Here is a 26,282-nt window from a genome sequence, read left to right as displayed (position 1 = left end):
AGGAACAGAACATGACCATTGCCGATATCAAGAAGAATACCGAAGCCAAGATGGACCAGTCCATCCTGGCGTTCAAGAACAACCTGGCTAAGATTCGCACCGGCCGTGCCAATCCTGCGCTGCTCGACACCATCCATGTCGAGTACTACGGCTCGATGGTGCCGTTGTCCCAGGTAGCCAACGTATCGCTGCTGGATGCGCGTACGATCAGTGTGCAGCCCTGGGAAAAGAACATGGGCGCGAAGATCGAAAAGGCCATCCGTGAGAGCGATTTGGGTTTGAACCCGGCCTCGCTGGGCGACCTGATCCGCGTGCCCATGCCGCCGATGAGCGAAGAGCGCCGCAAGGAAATGACCAAGCTCGCGCGCAACGAGGCGGAAGGGGCCAAGGTGGCCGTGCGCAACCTGCGCCGCGACGCCAACGATGCCGTGAAAAAGCTGGTCAAGGACAAGCTCGCCTCCGAGGACGACCAGAAGCGTGCCGAAGCCGACGTGCAGAAATCCACCGACAAGCGTATCGCCGAGATTGACGCGCTGGTGGCGGCCAAGGAACAAGAGATCATGGCAATTTGACGGCCTGCACAACACCGCGGGCTGTCTCGGTCATGGCTGACTCTACCGTGGTGCCGCACCACATTGCCATCGTCATGGATGGCAACGGCCGCTGGGCTTCGCGCCGCTTGTTGCCGCGCCTCGTGGGCCACAAGCAGGGGGTCGAATCGTTGCGCCGCTGCGTGCGTGCGTGCCGCGAGCGCGGTGTGCGCGTGCTCACCGTATTTGCGTTTTCCTCCGAAAACTGGAACCGTCCGCAGGATGAAGTCTCCGGCCTCATGGAATTAATGGCCATGGCGTTGGCGCGCGAGGTTCCACAGCTGGCGAAAGAGGGCGTGCGCCTGCATTTCGTTGGCGAGCGCGCCGGCTTGTCCGACAAAGTGCGTGCCGGTCTGGCGCAGTCTGAGGATGCCACCGCGCACAACACGGCACTGGTGCTCAATGTCTGCTTCAACTATGGTGGCCGCTGGGACATCGCCCAGGCTGCGGCGGCTTTGGCCCAGCGTGGCGAGCCGATCACCGAAGCCAGCCTTCATGCCGCCATGGGCATGGCGCATGTCGCGGATCCGGACCTGCTGATACGCACGGGGGGCGAGATGCGCATCAGCAATTTCCTGCTCTGGCAGGCAGCCTATTCCGAGCTGTACTTCAGCGACCGCCTATGGCCCGATTTCGACGAAGCGGCGCTTGATGAAGCGATTAGCGCCTACGGCGCGCGCGAGCGCCGCTTTGGCAAGACCTCCGAACAAATCCAGGCGGCGCGTTCCGCCTAGTGCGGGGGGCCGTTCACACTCCATGCTCTTACAGCGCGTCATCACCGCCCTGGTCTTGCTGGCCATCCTGTTGCCGACCTTGTTCTACCCCGATCCCGGGCCATTCACGTTGGTGGTGCTGGCGCTGATGGCCGCTGGTGCCTGGGAGTGGGGGCGACTCAACGGCTTCGGCCAGGCCGCAGCCCTGGGCCTGGGTGCTTTGTGTGTCGGGCTGTGCGGTCTGTCGTGGGCCGCGGGTGGACTGCAGTCCTCCATGTCCTGGGCTTGGGTCGCAGGGGGAGGGCTGTGGGTACTTGGCGGCGCGGGATTGTTGCGCGCTGGCGTGGTGGGGTGGCCGCAGATTCCGAAGGCCTTGCGCGTCGTTGGCGGCCTGCTGGCCCTGTGGCTGGCGTGGCTGGCCGTGGTGCAGGCGCGGATGTTGGGCGTGAACTTCTTGCTGTCGGTGTTGTCTCTGGTATGGGTGGCTGATATCGGCGCCTACTTTGCCGGGCGTGCCTTCGGTCAGCGCTTTACGCGCAACAAGCTGGCACCTTCGATCAGCCCTGGCAAGAGCTGGGAAGGCGTATGGGGCGGAATGGCGGGGGTGCTGCTGCTGGCACTGCTATGGGTTTGGGCGGACCAAGCATTGCAGCCCGCAGTGCCGAGTTTCTACACACGGCTGGCTCGGCAGGGGTGGTGGCTGCTTTTGCTGGGGGCTATTTTCATGGCAGCCATGAGCGTGGTGGGGGATTTGGTGGAGTCGCTGGTCAAGCGCAGCGCCGGCGCTAAGGACAGCAGCAGCCTGTTGCCGGGACATGGCGGCGTGCTTGACCGCGTGGATGCGCTGCTGCCGACCTTGCCGCTGGCCATGATGCTTTCCTCTTGGGTATACGGATGACGCAACGATTGACGGTTTTGGGCTCCACGGGCTCGATTGGCACCAGTACCTTGGATGTGGTGCGGCGCCATCCTGGCCGTTTCCAGGTGCTGGCTTTGAGCGCTGCCACGCAGGTCGATGCCTTGCTGGCCCAGTGCGCCGAATTCCTGCCTCGCTATGCCGTCATGGCAAGCGCCGAGCATGCGCGGGTGCTGGCTGAAAAAATTCAGGCAAATAGCCTTCCAACGCAGGTGCTTCAAGCGCCAGATGCTCTTGAAGTAATAGCGTCGCACCCGGATGTCGACGCCGTCATGGGCGCCATTGTGGGCGCCGCTGGCCTCGCCCCCTGCCTGGCGGCGGCGCGTGCGGGCAAGCGCCTGCTCCTGGCCAACAAGGAGGCGTTGGTGGTGGGCGGTGCGCTGTTCATGCACACGGTGCGCACGCACGGTTGCACGCTGCTGCCGATCGACAGTGAGCATTCCGCCATTTTTCAGTGCTTGCCAGAGGATCGCGGCACGTGGGCGCAGCGTGTGGATAGCATTCTGCTGACGGCGTCTGGTGGTCCGTTCCGGCAGCGTGACCCGGCCACGCTCGCGGCAATCACGCCCGAGCAGGCGTGTGCACACCCCAATTTCGCCATGGGGCGGAAGATCTCGGTCGATTCCGCCACCATGATGAACAAGGCGCTGGAGGTGATCGAGGCGCGTTGGTTGTTCGACATGGCGCCCGAGCAAATCAAGGTGGTGATCCACCCGCAGCAGATCATTCACTCCATGGTGCAGTTCAAGGATGCATCCATCCTGGCGCAGTTGGGTACGCCAGACATGCGCGTTCCCATCGCCTGCGGTCTGGCGTGGCCCGAGCGCATCGAGAGTGGCGCGGCTTTGCTTGACTTTGCGACGCTGGCCGCGCTGACGTTTGAAGAGGCTGATGCGCAGCGCTTTCCCGGGCTGCACCTGTCGTGGCAAGCCTTGCGTGCTGCGGAGGGGACGACGGCTGTCCTCAACGCGGCGAACGAGGTGGCGGTGGACGCATTTCTTTCGCGGCGCCTGCGTTTCGACCATATCCACCGCGTGAACCTTGCGACGCTCGAGCGCCTCACACCAACGCACACGGCCAGCCTGCATGACCTGCTGGCGCTAGACGCCGAGGCCCGTAGCGTCGCGCAAAGCGCCGTGGCACGTATGGCTGCGTGAGGAGGTACGAGCCGTGCTGCTGACCGTGGTTGCTTTCTTCGTGGCGCTGGCCATTTTGATCGCTGTGCATGAGTACGGCCATTACCGCGTGGCGGTTGCCTGCGGTGTCAAGGTGCTGCGCTTTTCCATCGGCTTTGGCATGCCTTTGCTGCGCTGGCGGCGGCAGGGTTCGCCCACCGAGTTCGTCATTGCTGCATTTCCTCTGGGCGGCTATGTGCGCATGCTCGACGAGCGCGAGGCGCCTGTGGATGAGAACGAGCGCCATCTGGCTTTCAATAACCAGCCGTTGCGTTCCCGCGCCGCGATTGTTGCAGCCGGGCCGTTGGCGAACCTGCTGCTGGCGGTGTTGCTGTACGCCGTGGTCAATTGGAGTGGCGTCGAGGAGCCAAAGGCATACCTTGCCAGCCCAGCCGCAGGTTCCATCGCCCAGCAGGCAGGCTTGCGTGGCGGGGAACTGGTTCTGGGGGTTGGTGTTGGGGCACAAGACATTGAGCCCGTGCGCTCCTTCGAGGATTTGCGCTGGACGCTGGCGCGTGCGGCGCTGGAAGGCGACAACGTGCGCCTGGCCGTGCAGGCGCGTCCTGGCGCTGTGCAGCGCGAGGTTGTGCTGGAGACATCGCGGCTGGAGGCTGGGGACGCCGATGCCCAGTTGCTGCGCAAGATTGGCATTCAGGGGCCATGGCGGCGGCCGGTCCTCGGCGAGGTGATGGCAGGCGGTGCCGCCGAGAGCGCCGGATTGCGTGCTGGTGACCTGGTGTTGAAGGTGGGTGCCGTGGATGTGACGGATGGCGCGCAACTGCATGAGCTGATCCGTGCTTCGGTGCGCGATGGCAAAGCGCTCACACAGGCTTGGCGTATCGAGCGCGGTGGGCAGGTGTTGACGCTGGACGTGACGCCCGCGCTGTACCGGGAGTCCTCCGAGGCGCCCATTGGTCGCATTGGTGCTTATGTGGGCGTCGCACCCGAGATGGTTACCGTGCGCTACGGTCTGCTTGAAGGGCTCTGGAGCGGCGTGGTGCGAACCTGGGAGGTTTCGAGTCTCACGCTGCGTACCATGGGGCGTATGGTAATTGGCGAGGCATCGCTCAAAAACCTCAGCGGCCCCCTGACGATTGCGGACTACGCCGGCAAATCGGCGGCCATGGGGCTGGCGTACTACCTGGGTTTTCTGGCGCTGATCAGCGTCAGCCTGGGGGTGCTCAACCTGTTGCCGCTGCCGGTCTTGGACGGCGGCCACCTGTTGTATTATCTTTGGGAGGCCGTGGCCGGCAGGGCTGTGTCCGACGCCTGGATGGAGCGATTGCAACGCGCGGGCGTTGCGGTCCTGATTCTGATGATGTCTATCGCCCTGTTCAATGATGTCACCCGGCTCTTTGGCTAATCTTTTTGCTGCCTGGCCCGCGCGGGCAACACCTGCTTCACTCATGACAAAACACATCAATCGCTGGGGTGTGCGCACCGCTTCGGCCATCGCCGCCATGGTTTTTGCTTCCCAGGCTGCCTGGGCCCTGGCGCCTTTCAAAGTGCAGGATATCCGGGTCGAGGGGTTGCAGCGGGTCGAGCCGGGCACCATCTTCGCTTCGCTGCCCCTGCGTGTGGGCGACGAGTACAGCGACGAAAAAGGCTCCGCAGCCATCCGTGCGTTGTTTGCGCTCGGTTTGTTCAAGGACGTGCGCTTAGAGGCCAATGGCAACGTGCTTGTGGTGGTAGTCGAAGAGCGGCCCACGATTGCCAACGTGGAGTTCGCCGGCACCAAGGAATTCGACAAGGACGCACTGCAGAAGGCGATGCGCGATGTGGGCTTGGCCGAGGGGCGCCCGTTCGACAAGGCACTGGCCGACCGTGCAGAGCAGGAGCTCAAGCGCCAGTACATCAACAAGAGCCTGTACGGCGCCGAGGTGGTGACTACTGTTACCCCGGTGGAGCGCAATCGCGTTAACCTGACCTTCACGGTGTCTGAGGGCGAGCCTGCGCGCATCAAGGAAATCCACATCACCGGCAACAAGGCCTTCAGCGAATCCACGCTCAAGGGCCTGTTCGATCTGGACACTGGTGGCTGGCTCAGCTGGTACACCAAGAGCGACCGCTATGCGCGCGCCAAGCTCAATGCTGACTTGGAAACCTTGCGTTCGTATTACCTGCAGCGCGGTTACCTGGAGTTCCGCATTGATTCCACGCAGGTGGCTATTTCGCCCGACAAGCAGGACATTGCCATCACCATCAACGTGACGGAGGGCGAGCGTTTTGTCGTCTCTGGTGTCAAGCTCGAAGGCAACTTCCTCGACCGTGATGACGAGTTCAAGTCGCTCGTCAGCATCCAGCCGGGTGAGCCATACAACGCCGACAAGGTGACGGAAACGACCAAGGCCTTCACGGAGCACTTCGGCAACTTCGGTTTCGCGTTCGCGCGTGTCGAAGCAGTGCCCGAGATCGACCGTGAAACCAATCGCGTGGCTATCGTGTTGCGTGCCGAACCCTCGCGCCGCGCCTATGTGCGCCGCATCCAGGTCAGTGGCAACAACCGCACGCGCGATGAAGTGATCCGCCGTGAGTTCCGTCAGTACGAGGCATCCTGGTACGACGGCGACAAGATCAAGCTATCGCGCGACCGGGTGGACCGCCTTGGGTATTTCACCGAGGTCAACGTGGAGACGCAGGATGTGCCAGGGTCGCCTGACCAAGTGGATCTGGTGATCAATGTGGCGGAAAAGCCCACAGGTTCGCTGCAGCTTGGTGCAGGCTTTTCCAGCGCCGAAAAGATCGCGCTCTCGTTTAGCATCAAGCAAGACAACGTGTTCGGCTCGGGCAATTACCTGGGCGTGGACGTGAACACCAGCAAGTACCGCCGTACCCTGGTGTTCTCCACCACCGATCCGTACTTCACCCAGAGCGGCATTTCGCGCACCTTCGATCTTTACTACCGCACCGACAAGCCCTACCAGGATCAGGGCGGTAATTACGAGATTGTTACCACAGGTACCAGCGTGCGCTTCGGCGTGCCTTTTAGCGAGGTGGATACGGTGTTCTTTGGCGGTGGGTTGGAGCACACGCGCATCAAGGCCGGCACCAATATTCCGGCGGCTTACCTCGCCTATGCAGATGCCTACGGTTACAGCAGCAATGGTGTACCTCTCACGATTGGTTGGTCGCGCGATGACCGCGACAGTGCATTGGCGCCCAACTCTGGCCGCTATCAGCGCCTGAATTCTGAGTGGTCTGTCGCCGGGGATGCACGCTACGTACGTGCTAACTACCAATACCAGCAGTATGTGCCGTTGAACAAGAAATTCACGCTGGCGTTCAATGGTGAGTTGGGCTTGGGCAAAGGCATCGGCGGGCGTCCATTCCCCGTGTTTAAGAACTTCTACTCAGGCGGCCTTGGTTCAGTGCGTGGCTTTGACCAGGGCACGCTCGGCCCGCGTGACATCACGGGCGCATCCCTGGGCGGTCCGAAGAAGGTCACACTCAACGCCGAGTTGGTGGCACCATTCCCCGGCGCGGGTAACGATCGCACGCTACGCGTCTTCGGCTTTGTCGATGCAGGCAACGTTTTTGGCGACAATGAAAAAATCAGCTTTGGTGAAATGCGCGCTTCCGCGGGCCTGGGCCTGAGTTGGATTTCGCCGCTGGGGCCGCTGCGTATCGCCTATGCGCAGCCTGTGCGCAAGCAGGCAGGCGATAAAATCCAGAAACTGCAATTCCAAATTGGAACGTCCTTCTAATGAAAACCTTCTCTCGTCATTTCTCCCTGGCCGTGTTGCTGGGTTCCATGGCTCTGGCGGCTCCGTTGGCCGTGCATGCCGAAGAATTCAAGGCGGGTTTCGTCAATACCGACCGCCTGTTCCGCGAAGCTAATGCTGCCAAGGCTGCGCAGTCCAAGCTGGAGCAGGAATTCTCCAAGCGTGAGAAGGAGCTCGTAGACATGGGCAACACCCTCAAGTCTGCGTCGGAAAAGTTCGAACGCGATGCGCCCACCATGGCGGAGAGTCAGCGCCAGACGCGTCAGCGCCAGCTCGTCGATCAGGACCGCGAGTTTCAGCGCAAGCGTCGCGAGTTCCAGGAGGACCTGAGCGCGCGTAAGAATGAAGAGCTGGCCCAGGTGCTGGAGCGCGCCAACAAGGTCGTCAAGCAAGTGGCCGAGCAGGAGAAGTACGACGTGATCCTGCAGGAAGCCGTCTACATCAATCCCAAGCACGACATCACCGACAAGGTGCTCAAGGCGCTCAACGCTGGCGCCAAGTGATGCGACGTTCGCAGGATCGAGTGTGAGTTTGCTGTTAGGGCAGATCGTCGATGCGCTTGGTGGCGAACTCGAGGGGGCGACGCGCGAAACACGTATTGCACGCATCGCTCCCCTGGAATCCGCCGGCCCGGGCGATCTGAGCTTTCTCAGCAACCCCCGTTACCAACAGCAGCTGGCCGCCTCCCAGGCGGCCTGCGTCATTGTGGCACCCGCGTTGCGAGAGCAGGCCCGCCAGCGCGGCGCCTGCATCGTTGCTGCCAACCCTTATGCCTACTTCGCGCGTGCCACCCAGTTGTGGCGCCAGGCGCAGGGCCGCGGGCCGGTACCAGGCGTGCACCCGAGTGCCGTGGTGCATCCGGACGCGCAGGTCGATGCCAGTGCCATCATCGGCCCGCTGTGTGTGGTCGAGCGTGGGGCGCGTATCGGAGCCGGTACCTGGCTCAAGTCGCGCGTCACCGTGGGCGAGGACTGCCAGGTGGGTGCGCGCTGCATCCTGCATTCGGGCGTGGTGGTCGGTGCCGACGGCTTTGGTTTTGCGCCTGAGGACGGTGCCTGGGTCAAGATCGAGCAGCTGGGCGCGGTGCGCATCGGCGACGACGTGGAGCTTGGTGCCAACACCTGCGTGGATCGTGGTGCGCTGGACGACACGGTCATCGAGGACGGCGTCAAGCTCGACAACCTGGTGCAGATTGGCCACAACGTGCATGTCGGGCGCCATGCGGCCATGGCCGGCTGCGCGGGCGTGGCGGGCAGTGCGCGCATTGGCGCGCATTGCACCGTGGGCGGCGGCGGTATCGTGCTGGGCCACCTGGCGCTGGCCGACCATGTGCACGTGTCCGCCGCCACGACGGTGACGCGCTCGATCAGCCAGCCCGGCCTGTACACCGGCATGTTTCCCGCCGATGAAAACGCCAAGTGGGAAAAAAACGCCGCCACACTCAAGCAATTGCACGCCTTGCGCGAACGCATCAAGGCACTGGAACAGGCACTGAAAGCCACATAGAAAAACGGAAAACCAGATGATGGATATTCACGCAATCCTCAAGCAACTGCCCCACCGCTACCCCTTCCTGCTGGTGGACAAGGTGGTTGAGCTTGAGCGCAACCAGCGCATCCGGGCCATCAAGAACGTCACGTTCAACGAGCCGTATTTCATGGGCCATTTCCCCGGCCGCCCGGTCATGCCCGGCGTGCTGATTCTTGAAGCGCTGGCCCAGGCGGCAGGGCTGTTGGCGTTCGACGCCATGGGCCAGGTGCCCGATGAGAACAACATCTATTACTTCGTCGGTATCGACGGCGCGCGTTTCAAGCGTCCCGTGGAGCCGGGCGACCAGCTCATCCTGGACATCACCATCGACCGCGTGCGCGGCGGCATCTGGAAGTTCAACGGCGTGGGCCGCGTGGGCGATGAGGTCGCTTGTGAGGCGCAGCTGATGTGCACCATGCGCCAAGTGGGCTGACCTGGGGCCGAGTGCCATCCGCACCGTGAGCAACATCCACCAGACCGCCATTGTCGATGCCGGGGCCGAGATCGACCCGAGCGTGACCATTGGCCCTTACGCCGTCATTGGCCCGCACGTGCGTATCGGTGCGGGCACTGTAGTGGGGGCGCATTGCGTGATCGAGGGGCGTACCACCATCGGCCGGGACAATCGTATTTTCCAGTTTGCGTCGCTCGGCGCGGTGCCGCAGGACAAGAAGTACGCGGGCGAGGACACGCGCCTCGTCATTGGTGACCGTAACACCATCCGTGAGTTCTGTACCTTCAATACGGGCACGGCGCAGGACAAAGGCGTGACCACCATCGGCGATGACAACTGGATCATGGCCTATGTGCACATCGCGCATGACTGCGTGGTGGGGCATCACACCACGATGGCCAACAACACTACCTTGGCGGGCCACGTCGAGGTTGGCGATTGGGCCACCGTAGGCGGCCTTACCGGTGTGTTGCAGCGCATGCGCATTGGCGCGCATACCATGGTGGGTTTTGCCAGCCACATCGGCAAGGATGTTCCTCCGTTCATGGTGGTGGACGGCAACCCGCTGGCCGTGCGTGGTGTGAACCTGGTGGGTCTGCGCCGCCGCGATTTCTCTGCGCAACGCATTGCGGCCATCCGCGAGATGCACAAGCTGTTGTACCGCCAGGGGTTAACGCTGGAGCAGGCGCGCAGCGCCATCCAGGCGCTGGCTGCACAGGTGCCTGACGCGGCGCAGGATGTGGCGATGATGGACACCTTCCTGGCTGCAGCGGCCCAGGGCATAGCCCGCTAGAGTCCATGAGTGAACGGCATGCGCCCCGCATCGCGATGGTGGCGGGCGAGACTTCTGGCGATTTGCTGGCAGGCCTGCTGCTCGACGGTATGCAGGCCCGTTGGCCAGCGTTGATGGCACATGGCATTGGCGGTCCACAGATGGTGCGCCGTGGCTTTGACGCCCAGTGGCCCAGCGACCGACTGGCCGTGCACGGCTACAGCATGGAGGTATTGCGCCGCCTGCGTGAGCTGCTGCGCATCCGCAAGACGCTGCGTGCAGATTTATTGAAGAACCGGCCCGACGTGTTCATCGGTGTCGATGCCCCCGATTTCAACCTGGGCCTGGAGGCCGACCTGCGTGCTGCCGGCATCAAGACCGTGCATTTCGTTTGTCCCTCGATCTGGGCCTGGCGTGCGGGCCGTGTGGAGAAAATACGGCGCGCGGCCGACCATGTGTTGTGCATCTTCCCGTTCGAGCCGGAATTGCTTGCGCGCCATGGCATTTCCGCCAGCTACGTGGGCCATCCGCTGGCCAGCGTCATCCCCCTGGTGCCAGACCGCGCCGCCGCCCGCTCCCAGCTCGGCCTGGCGCCCGACGACACCGTGTTGGCGGTTCTGCCGGGTAGCCGTTCGGCGGAGGTTCAGTACATTGCTCCGGCATTCTTTCAGGCTGCAGCGCTTATCCAGCAGGCGCTACCAGCTATCAAATTAGTAGTCCCCGCTGTGCCGGCGCTGCAGCAGCGCATTGCCGAGGTGGCGCGTGACTGCGGCGTGGCGCATCGGCTGCAGATCGTCACGGGCCAGTCGCATACCGTGCTGGCCGCCTGCGATGCCACGCTGATCGCCAGCGGCACCGCCACGCTGGAGGCGGCGCTGTTCAAGCGCCCCATGGTGATTGGCTACCGCATGCAGGGCTGGAGCTGGCGCCTGATGCGGCGCAAGCAGCTGCAGCCCTGGGTGGGGCTGCCCAACATCCTGTGTGGTGACTTTGTGGTGCCAGAGCTGATTCAGGATGCCGCCACGCCCGAGGCGCTGGCGGCCGCCACCTTGCGCTGGCTGCGAGCCCGTGCCGATGCACCCGACACCCTGGCAGCCCTGGAGCAGCGCTTTACGGCGCTGCACCATGAATTGCTGCGCGATACCCCCCGATTGGCTGCCGATGCGATCCAGAAAGTCCTTGGCGCCTGAGCCGCTGCAAGTGCCCCTGCCTTGGCATCCGCCTGGCCTGGTCGCTGGCGTGGACGAAGCCGGGCGTGGCCCGTTGGCCGGGCCCGTGGTCGCAGCCGCGGTGATCCTGGACGACCAGCGGCCGATCGCCGGGCTGGCCGACTCCAAGAAGCTCAGCCCGGCGCGGCGCGAGGCCCTGTTTGACGAAATTCGCGCCCATGCGCTGTGCTTCAGCATTGCCGAGGCCAGTGTCGAGGAAATCGACCGCCTGAACATTTTGCAGGCCACACTACTGGCCATGCGCCGGGCAGTCCAGGGGCTGCGCCTGAAGCCGGTGATGGTGCTGGTCGATGGCAACCGCCTGCCTGTGCTGGATGTGCCCGCAGAGGCCATCGTCAAGGGCGATGCACGCGTGCAAGCCATCTCGGCGGCATCCATCCTGGCCAAGGTGCATCGTGACCGCTGGTGCGCGCAACTGCACGAGCGCTACCCGCAATATGGCTTTGCTGGGCACAAGGGCTATGGCACGGCGGCCCACATGGCGGCACTGCGCGCCCATGGCGCGTGCCCCGAGCACCGGCGTACTTTCGCGCCCGTCGCGCAGCTTCTCTGACATGCCATCCACCACCACTTTCGTTCATTCCCGCGACAACGCTTTCGTCAAGGATCTGCGCCGCCTGGCGCAGGACAGCACGGCCTACCGCAAGCAGGGCCGTGTCTGGTTGGAGGGCGACCACCTGTGCCGGGCCCTGCTGGCGCGAGGCCAGCGCCCCGCGGTGGCCGTTTTTTCAGAGTCTTTTTGGCCTCTAGCCCAATCGCAGTACGCGCAAGCAGCTATGAAAAACATAGTTCTGGCGGATGCACTTTGGGCGGAAATCAGCGGGTTGGAATCACCCGCGCCGCAGGGCATGGGGTTTGTGCTGGACCTCGCCGCCGCGCCTGCGTTGCAGCCAGGCCTGGCCACCGTGGTGCTGGACCGCCTGCAGGACGCGGGCAACGTCGGCTCAATCTTGCGCAGCGCCTCGGCGTTCGGGTTTGTGCAGGTGCTCGCCCTCAAAGGGTGTGCGGCGCTGTGGTCGCCAAAGGTGCTGCGCGCCGGTATGGGCGCACATTTCGCCTTGCGCTTGGTCGAGGGCGGCGGGCTGGCGCAGGTGCAGGCGCTGGGGTTGCCTTTGTTGGTTACGAGTTCGCACCAGGGTGACTACCTGCACCGGGCCGCACTGCCGTGGCCGTGCGCCTGGGTGCTCGGCCATGAGGGCCAGGGGGTGGCACCGGCGCTGGAGGCGCAGGCGACACAGCGCATCCGCATTGCCCAGCCAGGGGGGGAAGAGTCGCTCAACGTGGCGGCTGCCGCGGCTATTTGCCTGCACGCGAGTGGTGCGGCACGCTGACGAGGGGCGTTTCCTGGCGCGGGCCTGCGGTTATCCTGGCAGCAGCGCTTGGGAAAGAGGCGCTTGGTATAATCGGGGGCTTTTCTCGCAATAGCGTCGCCCGATCGCACCCCAAAGCAACAACCTATCTGAGAGCAGCCACGGGCACTTGTGTACTGCGCGCGCATGGCCGCGCGCACGAGTGGCCTTCAGGCGCCGGGCGACCGCAACCATCCGGAGAACCCAGTGCTTTTGTCTCTACAGGGAGCTTTCCCACCCGCCATCCTGGCGCTCGCAGACGGCACGGTCTTTATCGGTAACTCGATCGGTGCCACCGGCACCACCGTCGGTGAAGTGGTGTTCAACACTTCCATCACCGGCTACCAGGAAATCCTCACCGACCCCAGCTACTGCCAGCAGATCGTGACGCTCACGTATCCGCACATTGGCAACTACGGCGTCAATCCCGAGGATGTCGAGGCCGAGAAGATCCATGCCGCGGGCCTGATCATCAAGAACCTGCCTCTGCTGGCGAGCAACTTCCGCCAGACCGAAACCCTCTCGCAGTACCTGGTGCGCGAGAACACCGTGGCCATCGCCAACATTGACACGCGCCGCCTGACGCGCCTGCTGCGCGACAAGGGCGCGCAGAATGGCGCCATCGTCGGCTTGGCTGCGGGCGAGGCTGTCACACCCGAGCGCATCGCTGCGGCTGTGGCTGCCGCCAAGGCCGCGCCCGACATGAATGGGCTGGATCTGGCCAAGGTGGTTTCCACCAAGCAGCCCTACACCTGGGACCAGACCGAGTGGCAACTCGGCCAGGGCTATGGCCAGCAGACCGCTCCGCGTTTCAAGGTGGTGGCGTATGACTTCGGCGTCAAGCACAACATCCTGCGCATGCTGGCCAGCCGCGGTTGTGCACTCACCGTGGTGCCGGCCCAGACGCCGGCTGCCGAGGTGCTGGCCATGAATCCCGACGGCATTTTCCTGTCCAACGGCCCAGGTGACCCGGCGGCCTGTGGTTACGCCATTACGGCAGTGCAGCAAATTTTGGACAGCGGCGTGCCGACCTTCGGTATCTGCCTGGGGCACCAGATCATGGCGCTTGCGGCCGGTGCCAGCACTTTCAAGATGGCCAACAGCCACCACGGCGGCAACCATCCCGTGAAGGACCTGGACACGGGGCGCGTCAGCATCACCAGCCAGAACCACGGCTTCGCCGTGGCGCTGGATTCGCTGCCTGCCCATCTGCGTGCTACGCACGTCAGCCTGTTCGACGGCACCCTGCAGGGCCTGGAATTCAGAGAGAAGCCTGCGTTCTGCTTCCAGGGCCACCCCGAGGCTTCGCCCGGGCCCCATGACATCGCCTACCTGTTTGACCGCTTCACCGCGCTGATGGAGAAGAAGTAAATGCCCAAGCGCACCGACATTAAGAGCATCCTCATCATTGGCGCCGGCCCGATCATCATCGGCCAGGCGTGCGAGTTTGATTACTCGGGCGTCCAGGCCTGCAAGGCGCTGCGCGAGGAGGGCTACAAGGTCATCCTGATCAACAGCAACCCCGCGACGATCATGACCGACCCGGCCACGGCCGACGTCACCTACATCGAGCCCATCACCTGGCAGACGGTCGAGAAGATCATCGCCAAGGAACGCCCCGACGCCATCCTGCCCACCATGGGCGGGCAGACCGCGCTGAACTGCGCGCTTGATCTGTGGCGCAACGGGGTTTTGCACAAGTACAAGGTTGAGCTGATTGGCGCCACGCCCGAGGCCATCGACAAGGCCGAGGATCGCCTGAAGTTCAAGGATGCGATGACCCGCATCGGCCTGGGCTCGGCGCGCTCGGGTATCGCGCACTCCATGGAAGAGGCATGGGCTGTGCAGAAGAACGTGGGCTTTCCCACCGTCATCCGTCCCAGCTTCACGCTCGGCGGCACGGGGGGCGGCATTGCCTACAACCCGGAAGAGTTCGAAACCATCTGCAAGCGCGGCCTGGAGGCTTCGCCCACCAACGAGTTGCTGATCGAAGAGTCGCTGCTCGGCTGGAAGGAGTACGAGATGGAGGTTGTCCGGGACAAGAAGGACAACTGCATCATCGTCTGCTCCATCGAAAACCTCGACCCCATGGGTGTGCACACCGGCGACTCGATCACCGTGGCACCGGCGCAGACGCTGACCGACAAGGAATACCAGATCATGCGCAACGCCAGCCTGGCGGTGCTGCGCGAGATCGGTGTGGACACAGGTGGCTCCAACGTGCAGTTCTCGGTGAACCCGAAGGACGGCCGCATGATCGTCATCGAGATGAATCCGCGCGTGTCGCGTTCCTCGGCACTGGCCTCCAAGGCCACGGGCTTCCCCATCGCCAAGGTGGCGGCCAAGCTGGCCGTGGGCTACACGCTGGACGAACTGAAGAACGACATCACTGGCGGCGCGACGCCCGCGTCGTTCGAGCCCTCGATTGACTACGTGGTGACCAAGATCCCGCGCTTCGCGTTCGAGAAATTCCCCGCTGCCGACGACCGCCTGACCACGCAGATGAAGAGCGTGGGCGAGGTCATGGCCATGGGCCGCACTTTCCAGGAGTCGTTCCAGAAGGCACTGCGCGGTCTGGAAGTGGGTGTGGATGGTCTGAACGAGAAGACCCAGGACCGCGAAGTGCTGGAAAAGGAGCTGGGTGAGCCCGGCCCCGAGCGCATTTGGTACGTGGGCGATGCCTTCGCCATGGGCTTGTCGGTGGATGAAGTGTTTGAGCTGACCAAGATCGACCGCTGGTTCCTTGTGCAGATCGAGGAGATCGTGAAGATTGAACTCGACTTGGACAAGCTGGTGGCCGAGAAGGGCGCGCAAGCGCTGGCCGCACTCGATGCCGCCACGCTGCGCACGCTCAAGCAGAAGGGCTTCTCCGACCGCCGCCTGGCCAAGCTGCTCAAGACCAGCGACAAGGCCGTGCGCGAGGCGCGCCGCGCCTTGAACGTGCGCCCGGTCTACAAGCGGGTAGACACCTGCGCCGCCGAGTTCCCCACCAACACCGCTTACATGTATTCCACGTACGACGAGGAATGCGAAGCGGCGCCAACCAGCAAGAAGAAGATCATGGTGCTCGGTGGCGGCCCGAACCGCATTGGCCAGGGCATCGAGTTCGACTACTGCTGCGTGCATGCTGCGCTGGCGATGCGCGAGGATGGCTACGAGACCATCATGGTCAACTGCAACCCTGAGACCGTGTCGACCGACTACGACACCTCGGACCGCCTGTACTTCGAGCCGCTCACGCTCGAAGACGTGCTGGAAATCGTGGACAAGGAAAAGCCCGAGGGCGTGATCGTGCAGTACGGTGGCCAGACGCCACTCAAGCTTGCGCTGGGCCTGGAAAAGGAAGGCGTGCCCATCATCGGCACCACGCCTGACATGATCGATGCCGCCGAGGACCGTGAGCGCTTCCAGCAACTGCTGCACTCGCTGGGCCTGCGCCAGCCGCCCAATGCCACTGCGCGCACCGAGGCCGAGGCCTTGGAAAAGGCGGCTGCACTGGGCTACCCACTGGTGGTGCGGCCCAGCTACGTGCTGGGTGGCCGCGCCATGGAAATCGTGCACGAGCAGCGCGACCTGGAGCGCTACATGCGCGAGGCCGTCAAGGTCAGCAACGACTCGCCCGTGCTGCTAGATCATTTCTTGTCGAACGCCATCGAGTGTGACGTGGACTGCGTGCGCGACGCCACCGGCGCGGTCTTCATCGGCGGCGTGATGGAGCACATCGAGCAGGCTGGCGTGCACTCGGGCGACTCGGCTTGCTCCCTGCCGCCGTACTACCTCAAACCTGAGACCGTGGCCGAGATCAAACGCCAGACCGCTGCCATGGCCGAGGGCCTGAGCGTGGTGGGCCTGATGAACGTGCAGTTCGCCATCCAGGAAACCGAGGGCGGCGACGTCATCTACGTGCTGGAGGTGAACCCGCGTGCTTCGCGCACCGTGCCTTTTGTGAGCAAGGCCACAGGCATCCAGCTTGCCAAGGTGGCTGCGCGCTGCATGGCCGGTCAGACGCTGGCTGCACAGGGCATTACCAAGGAAGTGACGCCGCCGTACTTCAGCGTGAAAGAGGCCGTGTTCCCCTTCGTCAAGTTCCCGGGCGTGGACACCATCCTCGGCCCTGAGATGAAATCCACCGGCGAAGTCATGGGTGTGGGCAAGACTTTCGGCGAGGCCTTCGTCAAGAGCCAGCTCGGCGCCGGGACGCGACTGCCCACCTCGGGCAAGGTGTTCCTTACGGTGAAGAATGCTGACAAGCCGCGCGCGGTGGCCATTGCGCGCGAGCTCGTAGCGATGGGCTTCGAGCTCCTGGCGACGCGCGGCACGGCTGCGGCCATTGCCGCAGCGGGCGTGCCAGTCACGGTGGTCAATAAGGTGACGGAAGGCCGCCCGAACATCGTGGACATGATGAAGAGCAATGAAATTGCCATGGTCATCAACACGGTGGAAGAGCGTCGCAATGCCATTGCTGATTCGCGCGCGATTCGTACCAATGCGTTGCTGGCACGCGTGACGACCTTCACCACCATCTTCGGGGCCGAGGCTGCCGTTGATGGCATGAAGGCCATGGGGCAGTTGAACGTGATTTCTGTGCAAGAAATGCACGCCCAGCTACAGGCCTGAGCCCTTGGGCTAATCGGGCATAATTGCCGCTGAACTGAAACCGCCGCGCGGCAACGCGCGGCGGTTTCCCTTTTTTTTCGGGCCGCTCCATCAAGGAAGCGGCCGGTTTGTTGAGCATGGAGACTTTGCAATGGCCACCATTCCCATCACCAAGCGCGGCGCCGAGAAGCTCAAGGAAGAGCTCCACCGCCTTAAGACCGTGGACCGCCCCGCCGTCATCGCCGCCATCGCCGAGGCGCGCGCCCAGGGTGACCTGAGTGAGAACGCCGAGTACGAAGCCGCCAAGGACCGCCAGGGCTTCATTGAGGGCCGCATCCAGGAAGTCGAGGGCAAGCTCTCGGCCGCGCAGATCATCGACCCCTCGCAGCTCGACGCTGGCGGCCGTGTGGTTTTCGGCGCCACGGTGGAGCTGGAAGACGAGGACAGCGGCGAGACCGTGAAGTACCAAATCGTTGGCGAGGATGAAGCCGACCTGAAGCTCGGCCTCATCAACGTCTCCAGCCCGATCGCGCGTGCGCTGATCGGCAAGGAGGAGGGTGACACCGCAGAAGTGCAGGCACCCGGCGGTCTGCGCCGCTACGAAGTGGTGTCGGTCAGCTATCTCTGAAGCGTAAAGTCGCAGCATGGCCCAGCGTCTGCCCCAATTCGCAGCTGCCCTGTGGTGGGGGAGCCTCTCGGCGATTGGTTTCATGGCTGTGCCGTTGTTGTTCGTCCACCTGCCTACGCCCGCTATGGCGGGCAATATGGCGGCCCAATTGTTCGCTGCACAGACCTGGGTGTCCGTGGTTTGCTGCCTTGCCCTGCTTGTGCTTTCAAGGAAAAAAGGGGTTGAAACGCTTGAGGAGTGGGCGCGGGAAGCTATCGGTTTTGTAGTTGCCGGGTTGTTGTTCGCCTTGCTGGTTCAGTACGGCGTGGCTCCCCGCATCGTCGCGCGAGAGAGCCTCAAGCTATGGCACAGCCTCGGGTCGGTGCTGTACGTGTTGCAGTGGGCCTGTGCGGCGGTGGTGCTGTGGCGCCTGACACCGCGAAGGTGATAGCAAAAGCCTGGAGAACCCATTTCGTCCGACAGATCCTCAATCCAGGATTGCCCCGAACGGCCTGCAGCCGTGCAGGTTGGCAAGCTGTGGCGGGTCCCCTTGCTTGCCTTCGCGTTGCCCGAGCAGGGAATACCTTCTGTGCGCCAGCATCCGTGATTCCAGTGCGCATGGTGGCAGTCCAGTGCTGGATGGCGGTCGCAAGGGCGGGCTTTCGAGGACAAGGGCGTGCTTTGTGCTGAAGACCAAGCCCTGCCGTGCTGGGCAGGGCGCTTTTTTCAGTCCCCTGCCATCTGGCACAGCGTCATTCGCGCCAGTGCTGCGCCACCCAGCGTGCGGGTCGGATGAATCCCAGGCGCTTGTTGCGCCGCCCGGCGAGCGCGTCAGGCGGGTTGCATTCGCCGTGGAAGATCATGATGCGCGCTCCCTCTGGCACGCAGGGCTCGCGCCAGTAGTTCAGTGGCCAGGAGGGTATGCCGTGGTACTTGAAGCTCGGGCACCAGCCTGTGGGCCAGTAGGCCAGCTTGCCCTGCTTGTGCAGGTAGCGCGAGAGGAAGGTTTGCTCGTTGCGATTGTTTGCCTGCACTTCTTCCATGTGGGTGCGAAAGTATTCGAGCACGTCGGCATGTGCGCCCAACTGGAAGCGGTAAACCGACGAGTTACCCGTGATGCGCTTGCCGAAGCGCCAGAAGCGCGGGTAGTCGTGGATGATGAGGAAATCGCCCGGGTACTCGAAAAATGCGTCGAGCGAGCCGACGATGACCACGTCCACATCAAGGAACAGCGCCGTGCCGCGCAGGCCGTGCAGGTCTGCCTCGAAGGTGGTGAGCTTCTTCCATGCACCATCGCGTTGGCCTGGCTTCAGATGCAGGTTCAGCGGCGGGATAGGCAAGCACTGTACCTCGGGCCGAATGCCGGTGGCGTCGTCAGTCAGGCAGACGAAGTTGAAGCTGCCGCTCAGGTGGCGGCGCACCATGGCGTAGAGGCGGTTGACGTATTCGGGGCCGTACTTGGTGCCCCACTTCATGCACAGCACATGGCGCTGCGCTGTTTCGGAAGCGCCCATCAGTCGGCCTGGCCCTTCTTGATGGATTTTTTCTTGGGTTTTTTGGCGCGTTTGATTTGGCCGCCGGCGGTCAGGCGCTGGTTGCCGAGTACGCGCAGCTGCTTGACTTCCGGCCGCTGGCCGGGGCGGCCGAACTTGAGCACCTTGACGTCACGCGGGCCGGGCTTGCGGTCTTCATCGAGCGTTTTTTCCTTGTCAGGCTGGGGACGCCAGAACACCAGTAACTTGCCGATATGCTGGATGGGAGCGGCGTTGAGGTCGTCAGCGAGCTGTTGGTACATCGCCTCGCGTGCAGCACGGTCATCGCCGAATACACGTACCTTGATGAGGCCGTGGGCGTTCAGTGCAGCGTCGATTTCCTTCTGGGCGGCGGGCGTGAGGCCATCGCCTCCGATCATGACCACTGGGTCAAGATGATGGGCGTTGGCGCGGTGTTCCCGGCGCTCGGCAGGGGTCAATTGAATTTGGGGCATGGAGCGTATTATCCCGTGAGGACGTAATTGCAATGAAAGTAAAGACCAAGAGTAAGAAGGTCAACAAGGCGTGGCTGAACCAGCATGTCAACGACCCCTATGTGAAAGCCGCTCAGAAAGACGGCTACCGCGCCCGCGCCGCCTACAAACTTAAGGAAATCGACGAGCAGCTCGGACTGATTCGGCCGGGTGATACGGTGGTCGATCTGGGGTGTGCGCCAGGCGCATGGAGCCAGTACTTGCGCCGTCGCCTGTCGCCCGGGGGGGCTGCGGCTGGGCAGCTCAATGGCACCATCATTGGCCTGGATCTACTGCCCATGGAGCCGATCGAAGGGGTGGCCTTTATCCAGGGCGATTTCCGTGAAGACAGTGTGCTTGCGCAGCTGCAGCAGGCCCTGCAAGGCCGGCTGGCGGACGCCGTCGTGTCCGATATGGCGCCGAATCTCTCAGGTGTGGATTCGATCGATGCGGCGCGCATTGCCCACTTGATCGAATTGGCGGTCGATTTTGCGCAGCACCACATGAAGCCTGAAGGCGCGCTGGTGGTCAAGCTGTTCCATGGCAGCGGCTACACACAGTTGGTGCAACTGTTCAAGGATAGCTTCAAGGTGGTCAAGCCGATCAAGCCCAAGGCCTCGCGCGACAAATCGTCGGAAACTTTTCTGGTTGGCATTGGCCTCAAATAGGCATGTTGTGCCCATGGCCCTTGCTAGGGTAAAGGGGTGGGGTTGGGCTTGAAACCCTAGAATAGAACCTCAGCTGAATCAGGGCATGTCTGCCCATCTTCTTTGAATTCTGGAGCTCCCGCTTGAACAATCAGTGGTTTTCTAAAGTTGCCGTATGGCTGGTTATCGCCATGGTGCTGTTCACGGTGTTCAAACAGTTTGACACCCGTGTGGGTGCCAATGCGGGCCACATGGCCTATTCGGAGTTCCTCGACGAGGTTCGTAACAACCGCATCAGGAGCGCCATCATCCAAGAAGGACCTGGCGGCAGCACCGAGATCGTCGCCACCACCAACGATGACCGCAAGGTTCGCACGACGGCCACCTATCTCGATCGTGGCCTGGTGGGTGACCTGATCAACAGCAACGTCAAGTTCGACGTCAAGCCGCGCGAGGAGGGCTCCCTGCTGATGACGTTGCTCGTCAGCTGGGGCCCGATGTTGTTGCTGATCGGCGTGTGGATTTATTTCATGCGCCAGATGCAAGGCGGCGGCAAGGGGGGCGCCTTCAGCTTCGGCAAGAGCAAGGCGCGCATGCTCGATGAGAACAACAACACCGTTACCTTCGCAGACGTCGCGGGCTGTGACGAAGCCAAGGAAGAGGTGAAGGAGGTCGTCGACTTTCTGAAAGATCCGCAGAAGTTCCAGAAACTCGGTGGCCGCATTCCGCGCGGTCTGCTGCTGGTTGGCCCCCCCGGCACGGGTAAAACGCTGTTGGCCAAGTCCATTGCCGGCGAGGCCAAGGTGCCGTTCTTCAGTATCTCGGGCTCCGACTTCGTGGAGATGTTCGTCGGCGTGGGCGCGGCCCGTGTGCGGGACATGTTTGAGAACGCCAAGAAGAACGCCCCTTGCATCATTTTCATTGACGAAATTGACGCGGTGGGCCGCCAGCGTGGCGCTGGCCTGGGCGGCGGAAACGATGAGCGTGAGCAGACGCTGAACCAGATGCTCGTCGAGATGGACGGTTTCGAGACCAACCTGGGTGTGATCGTCGTGGCCGCCACCAACCGCCCCGACATCCTGGACGCGGCCCTGCTGCGCCCCGGACGCTTCGACCGCCAGGTCTACGTGACACTGCCCGACATTCGGGGACGTGAGCAGATCCTGGGCGTGCACATGCGCAAAATTCCCGCTGGGCAGGATGTAAATCCGGCCATCATTGCCCGGGGTACTCCGGGTATGAGCGGCGCTGATCTGGCCAACCTGTGCAATGAGGCTGCCTTGATGGCAGCGCGCCGTAATGCGCGCGTGGTCGAGATGCAGGACTTCGAGAAGGCGAAGGACAAGATCATCATGGGCCCCGAGCGCAAGAGCATGGTCATGCCCGAGGAGGAGCGCCGCAACACGGCTTACCACGAGGCCGGCCACGCCCTCATCGGCAAGCTGCTGCCCAAGTGCGATCCGGTCCACAAGGTCACCATCATCCCGCGCGGCCGTGCCCTGGGCGTGACCATGAGCCTGCCCGAGAAGGACCGCTACTCCTACGACAAGGAGTACATGCTGAACCAGATCGCCATGCTGTTTGGTGGCCGTATCGCTGAAGAAGTGTTCATGCACCAGATGACTACGGGTGCCAGCAATGACTTCGAGCGCGCCACGCACATTGCACGTGACATGGTCATGCGTTATGGCATGAGCGAAGCACTGGGGCCTATGGTCTATGCCGAAAACGAAGGCGAAGTATTCCTGGGCCGCTCGGTGACCAAGACCACCAACATCTCGGAAGAGACCATGCAGAAGGTCGATGCCGAGGTGCGCCGCATCATCGACGAGCAGTATGCCCTGGCGCGTCGCCTGATCGAGCAACATTCCGACAAGATGCACGCCATGGCGAAGGCGATGCTCGACTGGGAAACCATCGATGCCGAGCAGCTGGAAGACATCATGGCAGGCCGCGAGCCCCGTCCGCCCAAGGACTGGACGCCGCGCACCCCGTCTTCGGGGGGTGATGGCCCCAGTGGCGGAACACCTGCTGTGAAGACCGACCCGGCCCCCACGGCGGCCTGAAACACCTTCCAAGGTTGTCAACCTTCCATCCAACGGGGCTTTGAAGGCCCCGTTTTTGGTTTCTCGTGTCCATGTTCTGGCAAACCTCCCGCTTCCGTATCGATCTGGCGCGTCCGCAGGTCATGGGCATTGTCAATGCCACTCCGGATTCGTTTTCCGATGGCGGGCGCCATGCAGGCGTGCAGGCTGCGTTGCGCCACTGTGAGCGTCTTCTGCAGGAGGGGGCCCACATATTGGACATCGGTGGCGAATCAACGCGCCCCGGCAGCCCGGCCGTACCGCTGGAAGAAGAGCTGGCGCGTGTGCTCCCTGTTGTGCGCGAGGCCGTGCGCCTGGGGGTTCCGGTTTCGGTTGACACTTACAAAAGCGCCGTGATGCAGCAGGTGCTCGACCTGGGGGCCGATATCGTCAATGACATCTGGGCCCTGCGCCAGCCTGGTGCGGCACAGACCGTTGCGGCGCACCCAACCTGCGGCGTGTGCTTGATGCACATGCACCGCGATCCGCAGACCATGCAGGCGGTACCCATGGAGGGCGATGTGCTCCCCCAGGTGCTCTCGTTTTTAGAGCTGCAGGCGCAGGCCCTGCAAGGGCTGGGGGTTGAAAAGGCCCGTATTGTGCTGGATCCGGGTATCGGCTTTGGCAAGACCGTGGCGCAGAACTTCGCACTGTTGGCGCGGCAGCAGGCACTGCGGGCGTCTGGCTACCCGGTGCTGGCGGGGTGGTCGCGCAAGTCGTCGTTGGGTGCTGTAACGGGGCTGGAGGTGGGTGAACGCTTGATCCCGAGCGTGGCCGCAGCTCTGTTGGCAGTGCAGCAAGGCGCACCCATCGTACGGGTGCATGACGTGCGTGAGACCGTGGCGGCACTGGCCGTGTGGCAGGCCATGCAGGAACAAGAAGCAAACGGAGGGGAACCCCAATGACACGCAAATACTTTGGCACCGACGGCATTCGAGGCACCGTAGGGCAGCCGCCCATTACACCGGATTTTGTGCTGCGCTTGGCCCACGCCGTCGGGCGTGTATTGCGTCGCAGTGAGGAGCGCCCCACGGTGCTGATTGGCAAGGACACTCGCATCTCGGGCTACATGCTGGAGGCCGCCTTGGAGTCTGGCTTCAACTCGGCCGGGGTCGATGTGGTGCTGCTTGGCCCGTTGCCTACGCCTGGTGTGGCGTACCTGACGCGTGCCCAGCGCGCCAGCCTGGGCGTGGTTATCAGCGCCAGCCACAACCCGTATGCGGACAACGGCATCAAATTTTTCAGTGCTTCTGGCTCCAAGCTGCCTGATGCATGGGAGCTTGCGGTCGAAGCAGCCATGGACGAACCGCCGGTGTGGGTCGACTCGGCAAGCCTGGGCAAGGCGCGCCGCCTGGACGATGCGGCAGGCCGCTACATCGAGTTCTGCAAGAGCACGTTTGCCAATGACCTTACGCTCAAGGGCCTGCGCATCGTGGTGGATGCGGCACATGGCGCGGCCTACCAGATCGCGCCCAAGGTGTTCCACGAGCTGGGTGCCGACGTGGTGCCGATTGGCTGTGCGCCTGATGGCTTGAACATCAACCAGGAGGTGGGTGCGACCCACCCGGATGCGCTGGTGCGTGCGGTGCGCGCCAACCATGCGGACTTCGGTATCGCCCTGGATGGCGATGCGGACCGCCTGCAAATGGTTGATGGCAGCGGGCGCCTGTTCAATGGTGACGAGCTGTTGTACCTGCTGGCGCGCGAGCGCATGGTGCGCGATGAGCTGGTGCCTGGCGTGGTGGGTACCCAGATGACCAACATGGCCGTGGAGCTGGCACTGCGCGCCCAGGGTGTGAAGCTGGTGCGAGCCAAGGTTGGCGACCGCTACGTGCTGGAGGAACTGTCGCGCCATGGCTGGCTGCTGGGTGGCGAGGGCTCGGGCCACCTTTTGGCGCTGGACAAGCACACCACCGGCGATGGTTTGATCAGCGCCCTGCAGGTGCTGCAAGCTTGTGTGCGCAGTGGGCAGGGGATGGCTGAGCTGCTGGCGGGTGTGGAGTTGTTCCCGCAGGTGCTACTCAATGTGCGCTTGCAGCCCGGCCAGGACTGGCGTGCCAACACATTGCTGGCACGGGAAACTGCCGCAGTGGAGGCAGAGCTGGACGGTTGCGGACGCGTGCTGATCCGGGCCAGCGGGACCGAGCCGCTGCTGCGTGTCATGGTCGAGGCGCAGGATCAGACGCAGGCCAGTGCTTGTGCTCAACGTCTGGCCGATGCGGCCCGTGCCGGATGACGGCCATGGTGGATGTGCGTGTTGTGGACTATGCCAACCCGCGTGATGCGCAGGCGTTGGTGACGTTACTTGACGCCTATGCCCGCGATCCTGCGGGGGGTGGTGAGCCCCTGGCGCCCGAGGTGAAGGCGTGTTTGCCACAGGCCCTGCGGCAGCGCCAAGGGGCTTTCAGTGTCATTGCCTGGGCGCGGGATGGTGCTGATGCCGAAGAGTTGCCGGTCGGACTGATCAACTGCCTGGAAGGGTTCTCCACCTTTGCTTGCCGGCTGCTGGTCAACGTGCACGATGTTGCGGTGTTGCAGGCATGGCGCGGGCGCCGCGTGACGCAGCAGATGCTGGCAGTCGTGGAGCGCGTGGCGCGTGAGCGCGGCGCGTGCAAGCTCACGCTGGAAGTGCTGCAGGGCAACCTGCCCGCGGTCCGTGCTTACGAGCGTGAAGGCTTCGCGGGCTATACCCTCGACCCCGCCATGGGGCAGGCGCAGTTCATGCAGAAGTGGCTGGACTGACCGGCTACGGCATGGGGCGCGCGTGTCACTCCTGCCTATCTTCCCCCACATCCTGGGTGAATAGGCCCCAAGTGGCTACGAACAGTGCCGCAATCGCGGGGCCGATGACGAAGCCTGTGAGACCGAACAGCGACATGCCGCCCAGGGTCGATATCAGCACCATGTAGTCGGGTAGCTTGGTGTCCTTGCCGACCAGCAGCGGGCGCAGCAGGTTGTCCACCAGCCCGATGACAAAGATGCCGTAGGCAATCAGGATCGCACCCTGGGCGACGGCGCCGGTGGCCAGGTAGTACAGCGCCACCGGCATCCAAATCAGGCTGGCCCCCACCGCTGGCAGCAGCGAGAGGAAGGCCATGAGCACGCCCCAGAGAACCGGCGCCTGGATGCCCAGTACCCAAAAGATCAGGCCGCCCAGTGCGCCCTGCGATGCCGCGACCACAATGTTGCCCTTCACCGTGGCGCGCACCACGGTCGTGAACTTGCTCGCGAGGTTGCGTTTGTGCGCTTCGTCCAGTGGGATCGCCTGGCGCACCCGCCGGCCCAGTGCCACGCCGTCGCGCAGCAGGAAGAACAGCAGGTAGAGCATGATGCCGACGCTGACGATGAATCCCAGTGTGTCCTGGCCGATGTTCAGTGCCTTGGTGGCCAGAAACTGGCTGGCCTGGACGGCAGCGCTTGAGAACTTCTCCTGCAGCTCCGACAGCGAGGACAGGTGGAAGTGGGCCAGCAGTTGGGTGGCCCATTCGGGCAATGCGCTGAAGATCTGCTGCGCATAGCTGCCGAAGTTGAGCTGGCCGGAGCGCATGCGCTCGTACACCTGCGCCGCTTCCTGAACCAGTGAGAGGCTGATCAGCGCCATGGGCAGGATCACCAGGAGCAGGCACAGGCACAGCGTGCAAAGCGCGGCCATGTTGGGGCGCCCCGGCATGCGCTGTAGGAGGCGCCGGTGCAGTGGCATGAACAGGATGGCCAGCACCATGGCCCAGAACACTGCCCCATGGAATGGCCAAAGGATCGCAAGGAATGCGATGGTGACTGCGATCAGCAGCGCCAGAAAAGTGCGGTTTTGCAGCTTGGAGAAGGGCATGGACCAGCTGAGAGTTGCGAGTACCCGACTGTACGCGACCTGGCCTGCGATCATCCCTGACCCG

At 63.3% G+C, this 26,282-nt stretch carries 25 protein-coding genes; 22 read left to right on the top strand and 3 right to left on the bottom strand.

From position 1 onward, the window contains the following. Positions 1-11: 11 nt before the first annotated feature. The 17 genes from frr (at position 12) to BN2503_RS03870 (ending at position 18,101) form a co-directional block, all read left to right on the top strand. Positions 12-572, top strand: coding sequence for a ribosome recycling factor (frr, locus tag BN2503_RS03950; RefSeq protein ID WP_054255374.1), 561 nt, complete (start codon positions 12-14; stop codon positions 570-572). 32 nt (positions 573-604) lie between these two features. Continuing rightward, positions 605-1,324: a polyprenyl diphosphate synthase gene (uppS, locus tag BN2503_RS03945; RefSeq protein ID WP_054255348.1), complete on the top strand. Its 720-nt coding sequence runs from the start codon at positions 605-607 to the stop codon at positions 1,322-1,324. A gap of 22 nt (positions 1,325-1,346) precedes the next feature. Further along, positions 1,347-2,201, top strand: coding sequence for a phosphatidate cytidylyltransferase (locus tag BN2503_RS03940; protein ID WP_054255347.1), 855 nt, complete (start codon positions 1,347-1,349; stop codon positions 2,199-2,201). Next, complete coding sequence (gene ispC, locus BN2503_RS03935) at positions 2,198-3,376, top strand: 1-deoxy-D-xylulose-5-phosphate reductoisomerase (protein WP_054255346.1); 1,179 nt, start codon at positions 2,198-2,200, stop codon at positions 3,374-3,376. Before BN2503_RS03940 ends, ispC begins: the two co-directional genes overlap by 4 nt. 13 nt (positions 3,377-3,389) lie before the next feature. Then, on the top strand, positions 3,390-4,757 hold the full coding sequence (gene rseP, locus BN2503_RS03930) for an RIP metalloprotease RseP (RefSeq protein ID WP_054255345.1): 1,368 nt from the start codon (positions 3,390-3,392) through the stop codon (positions 4,755-4,757). Between the two features lie 43 nt (positions 4,758-4,800). Next, positions 4,801-7,098: an outer membrane protein assembly factor BamA gene (gene bamA / locus BN2503_RS03925; RefSeq protein WP_054255344.1), complete on the top strand. Its 2,298-nt coding sequence runs from the start codon at positions 4,801-4,803 to the stop codon at positions 7,096-7,098. After that, the gene (locus BN2503_RS03920) at positions 7,098-7,619 is read left to right on the top strand and encodes an OmpH/Skp family outer membrane protein (RefSeq protein ID WP_054255343.1); all 522 of its coding nucleotides are present in this window, start codon (positions 7,098-7,100) and stop codon (positions 7,617-7,619) included. The genes bamA and BN2503_RS03920 overlap by 1 nt, the downstream gene beginning before the upstream one ends. Before the next feature lie 22 nt (positions 7,620-7,641). Then, positions 7,642-8,622, top strand: a complete 981-nt coding sequence (gene lpxD / locus BN2503_RS03915) for a UDP-3-O-(3-hydroxymyristoyl)glucosamine N-acyltransferase (RefSeq protein ID WP_054255342.1) — start codon at positions 7,642-7,644, stop codon at positions 8,620-8,622. Between the two features lie 16 nt (positions 8,623-8,638). Continuing rightward, on the top strand, positions 8,639-9,079 hold the full coding sequence (gene fabZ / locus BN2503_RS03910; RefSeq protein ID WP_054255341.1) for a 3-hydroxyacyl-ACP dehydratase FabZ: 441 nt from the start codon (positions 8,639-8,641) through the stop codon (positions 9,077-9,079). A gap of 25 nt (positions 9,080-9,104) precedes the next feature. Continuing rightward, the gene (gene lpxA / locus BN2503_RS03905; protein ID WP_054255340.1) at positions 9,105-9,893 is read left to right on the top strand and encodes an acyl-ACP--UDP-N-acetylglucosamine O-acyltransferase; all 789 of its coding nucleotides are present in this window, start codon (positions 9,105-9,107) and stop codon (positions 9,891-9,893) included. A 5-nt stretch (positions 9,894-9,898) separates the two neighbouring features. Then, positions 9,899-11,062 carry a lipid-A-disaccharide synthase gene (gene lpxB / locus BN2503_RS03900; protein ID WP_054255339.1) on the top strand — a complete coding sequence of 388 codons (1,164 nt, stop codon included), beginning with the start codon at positions 9,899-9,901 and terminating at the stop codon, positions 11,060-11,062. Continuing rightward, on the top strand, positions 11,034-11,654 hold the full coding sequence (rnhB, locus tag BN2503_RS03895; protein WP_054255338.1) for a ribonuclease HII: 621 nt from the start codon (positions 11,034-11,036) through the stop codon (positions 11,652-11,654). The genes lpxB and rnhB overlap by 29 nt, the downstream gene beginning before the upstream one ends. Before the next feature lies 1 nt (position 11,655). Next, positions 11,656-12,432 (top strand): TrmH family RNA methyltransferase, encoded by a 777-nt coding sequence (locus BN2503_RS03890; protein ID WP_054255337.1) that lies wholly within the window; start codon positions 11,656-11,658, stop codon positions 12,430-12,432. A gap of 225 nt (positions 12,433-12,657) precedes the next feature. After that, positions 12,658-13,821, top strand: coding sequence for a glutamine-hydrolyzing carbamoyl-phosphate synthase small subunit (carA, locus tag BN2503_RS03885; protein WP_054255373.1), 1,164 nt, complete (start codon positions 12,658-12,660; stop codon positions 13,819-13,821). After that, on the top strand, positions 13,822-17,067 hold the full coding sequence (gene carB / locus BN2503_RS03880) for a carbamoyl-phosphate synthase large subunit (RefSeq protein ID WP_054255336.1): 3,246 nt from the start codon (positions 13,822-13,824) through the stop codon (positions 17,065-17,067). It begins immediately after the preceding gene. A gap of 130 nt (positions 17,068-17,197) precedes the next feature. After that, on the top strand, positions 17,198-17,674 hold the full coding sequence (gene greA, locus BN2503_RS03875; RefSeq protein WP_054255335.1) for a transcription elongation factor GreA: 477 nt from the start codon (positions 17,198-17,200) through the stop codon (positions 17,672-17,674). A 16-nt stretch (positions 17,675-17,690) separates the two neighbouring features. Then, positions 17,691-18,101 (top strand): DUF4149 domain-containing protein, encoded by a 411-nt coding sequence (locus tag BN2503_RS03870; protein WP_054255334.1) that lies wholly within the window; start codon positions 17,691-17,693, stop codon positions 18,099-18,101. A gap of 304 nt (positions 18,102-18,405) precedes the next feature. On the opposite strand, the gene BN2503_RS03865 is transcribed toward BN2503_RS03870, so the two are convergent. Continuing rightward, positions 18,406-19,167 carry a hypothetical protein gene (locus tag BN2503_RS03865; RefSeq protein WP_054255333.1) on the bottom strand — a complete coding sequence of 254 codons (762 nt, stop codon included), beginning with the start codon at positions 19,165-19,167 and terminating at the stop codon, positions 18,406-18,408. Further along, on the bottom strand, positions 19,167-19,640 hold the full coding sequence (locus BN2503_RS03860) for a YhbY family RNA-binding protein (RefSeq protein WP_054255332.1): 474 nt from the start codon (positions 19,638-19,640) through the stop codon (positions 19,167-19,169). Before BN2503_RS03860 ends, BN2503_RS03865 begins: the two co-directional genes overlap by 1 nt. A gap of 32 nt (positions 19,641-19,672) precedes the next feature. Between BN2503_RS03860 and BN2503_RS03855 the strand changes: the two genes are divergently transcribed. From BN2503_RS03855 to BN2503_RS03835, 5 genes are all read left to right on the top strand, one after another. After that, the gene (locus BN2503_RS03855; protein WP_054255331.1) at positions 19,673-20,326 is read left to right on the top strand and encodes an RlmE family RNA methyltransferase; all 654 of its coding nucleotides are present in this window, start codon (positions 19,673-19,675) and stop codon (positions 20,324-20,326) included. Between the two features lie 122 nt (positions 20,327-20,448). Continuing rightward, the gene (ftsH, locus tag BN2503_RS03850) at positions 20,449-22,371 is read left to right on the top strand and encodes an ATP-dependent zinc metalloprotease FtsH (protein WP_054255330.1); all 1,923 of its coding nucleotides are present in this window, start codon (positions 20,449-20,451) and stop codon (positions 22,369-22,371) included. A gap of 71 nt (positions 22,372-22,442) precedes the next feature. Beyond that, positions 22,443-23,294 (top strand): dihydropteroate synthase, encoded by an 852-nt coding sequence (gene folP / locus BN2503_RS03845; RefSeq protein WP_054255329.1) that lies wholly within the window; start codon positions 22,443-22,445, stop codon positions 23,292-23,294. Then, positions 23,291-24,625 (top strand): phosphoglucosamine mutase, encoded by a 1,335-nt coding sequence (glmM, locus tag BN2503_RS03840; protein ID WP_054255328.1) that lies wholly within the window; start codon positions 23,291-23,293, stop codon positions 24,623-24,625. The genes folP and glmM overlap by 4 nt, the downstream gene beginning before the upstream one ends. A 5-nt stretch (positions 24,626-24,630) precedes the next feature. After that, a complete protein-coding gene (locus BN2503_RS03835; RefSeq protein WP_082366491.1) occupies positions 24,631-25,131 on the top strand; it encodes a GNAT family N-acetyltransferase in 501 nt (166 codons plus the stop codon). 25 nt (positions 25,132-25,156) lie between these two features. Here the strand turns inward: BN2503_RS03835 and BN2503_RS03830 are convergent, their stop codons facing one another. Then, positions 25,157-26,218, bottom strand: coding sequence for an AI-2E family transporter (locus tag BN2503_RS03830; RefSeq protein WP_054255326.1), 1,062 nt, complete (start codon positions 26,216-26,218; stop codon positions 25,157-25,159). Between the last annotated feature and the right edge of the window lie 64 nt (positions 26,219-26,282).

This window comes from Paenacidovorax caeni, from assembly GCF_001298675.1.
Classification (GTDB): Bacteria; Pseudomonadota; Gammaproteobacteria; order Burkholderiales; family Burkholderiaceae_C; genus Paenacidovorax; species Paenacidovorax caeni.
The sequence above is the reverse complement of the archived record's forward strand: the minus strand, read 5'-3'. Positions and strand labels throughout refer to the sequence as shown.

Coding starts and splice junctions, on each gene's coding strand:
- lpxB (WP_054255339.1), top strand. CDS start 9,899: ATGAGTGAACGGCATGCGCCCCGCATCGCGATGGTGGCGGGCGAGACT.
- BN2503_RS03865 (WP_054255333.1), bottom strand. CDS start 19,167: ATGGGCGCTTCCGAAACAGCGCAGCGCCATGTGCTGTGCATGAAGTGG.
- folP (WP_054255329.1), top strand. CDS start 22,443: ATGTTCTGGCAAACCTCCCGCTTCCGTATCGATCTGGCGCGTCCGCAG.
- BN2503_RS03890 (WP_054255337.1), top strand. CDS start 11,656: ATGCCATCCACCACCACTTTCGTTCATTCCCGCGACAACGCTTTCGTC.
- glmM (WP_054255328.1), top strand. CDS start 23,291: ATGACACGCAAATACTTTGGCACCGACGGCATTCGAGGCACCGTAGGG.
- ispC (WP_054255346.1), top strand. CDS start 2,198: ATGACGCAACGATTGACGGTTTTGGGCTCCACGGGCTCGATTGGCACC.
- BN2503_RS03860 (WP_054255332.1), bottom strand. CDS start 19,640: ATGCCCCAAATTCAATTGACCCCTGCCGAGCGCCGGGAACACCGCGCC.
- BN2503_RS03830 (WP_054255326.1), bottom strand. CDS start 26,218: ATGCCCTTCTCCAAGCTGCAAAACCGCACTTTTCTGGCGCTGCTGATC.
- carB (WP_054255336.1), top strand. CDS start 13,822: ATGCCCAAGCGCACCGACATTAAGAGCATCCTCATCATTGGCGCCGGC.
- fabZ (WP_054255341.1), top strand. CDS start 8,639: ATGATGGATATTCACGCAATCCTCAAGCAACTGCCCCACCGCTACCCC.
- BN2503_RS03920 (WP_054255343.1), top strand. CDS start 7,098: ATGAAAACCTTCTCTCGTCATTTCTCCCTGGCCGTGTTGCTGGGTTCC.
- BN2503_RS03870 (WP_054255334.1), top strand. CDS start 17,691: ATGGCCCAGCGTCTGCCCCAATTCGCAGCTGCCCTGTGGTGGGGGAGC.
- BN2503_RS03855 (WP_054255331.1), top strand. CDS start 19,673: ATGAAAGTAAAGACCAAGAGTAAGAAGGTCAACAAGGCGTGGCTGAAC.
- greA (WP_054255335.1), top strand. CDS start 17,198: ATGGCCACCATTCCCATCACCAAGCGCGGCGCCGAGAAGCTCAAGGAA.
- uppS (WP_054255348.1), top strand. CDS start 605: ATGGCTGACTCTACCGTGGTGCCGCACCACATTGCCATCGTCATGGAT.
- bamA (WP_054255344.1), top strand. CDS start 4,801: ATGACAAAACACATCAATCGCTGGGGTGTGCGCACCGCTTCGGCCATC.
- BN2503_RS03835 (WP_082366491.1), top strand. CDS start 24,631: ATGGTGGATGTGCGTGTTGTGGACTATGCCAACCCGCGTGATGCGCAG.
- frr (WP_054255374.1), top strand. CDS start 12: ATGACCATTGCCGATATCAAGAAGAATACCGAAGCCAAGATGGACCAG.
- rnhB (WP_054255338.1), top strand. CDS start 11,034: ATGCGATCCAGAAAGTCCTTGGCGCCTGAGCCGCTGCAAGTGCCCCTG.
- BN2503_RS03940 (WP_054255347.1), top strand. CDS start 1,347: ATGCTCTTACAGCGCGTCATCACCGCCCTGGTCTTGCTGGCCATCCTG.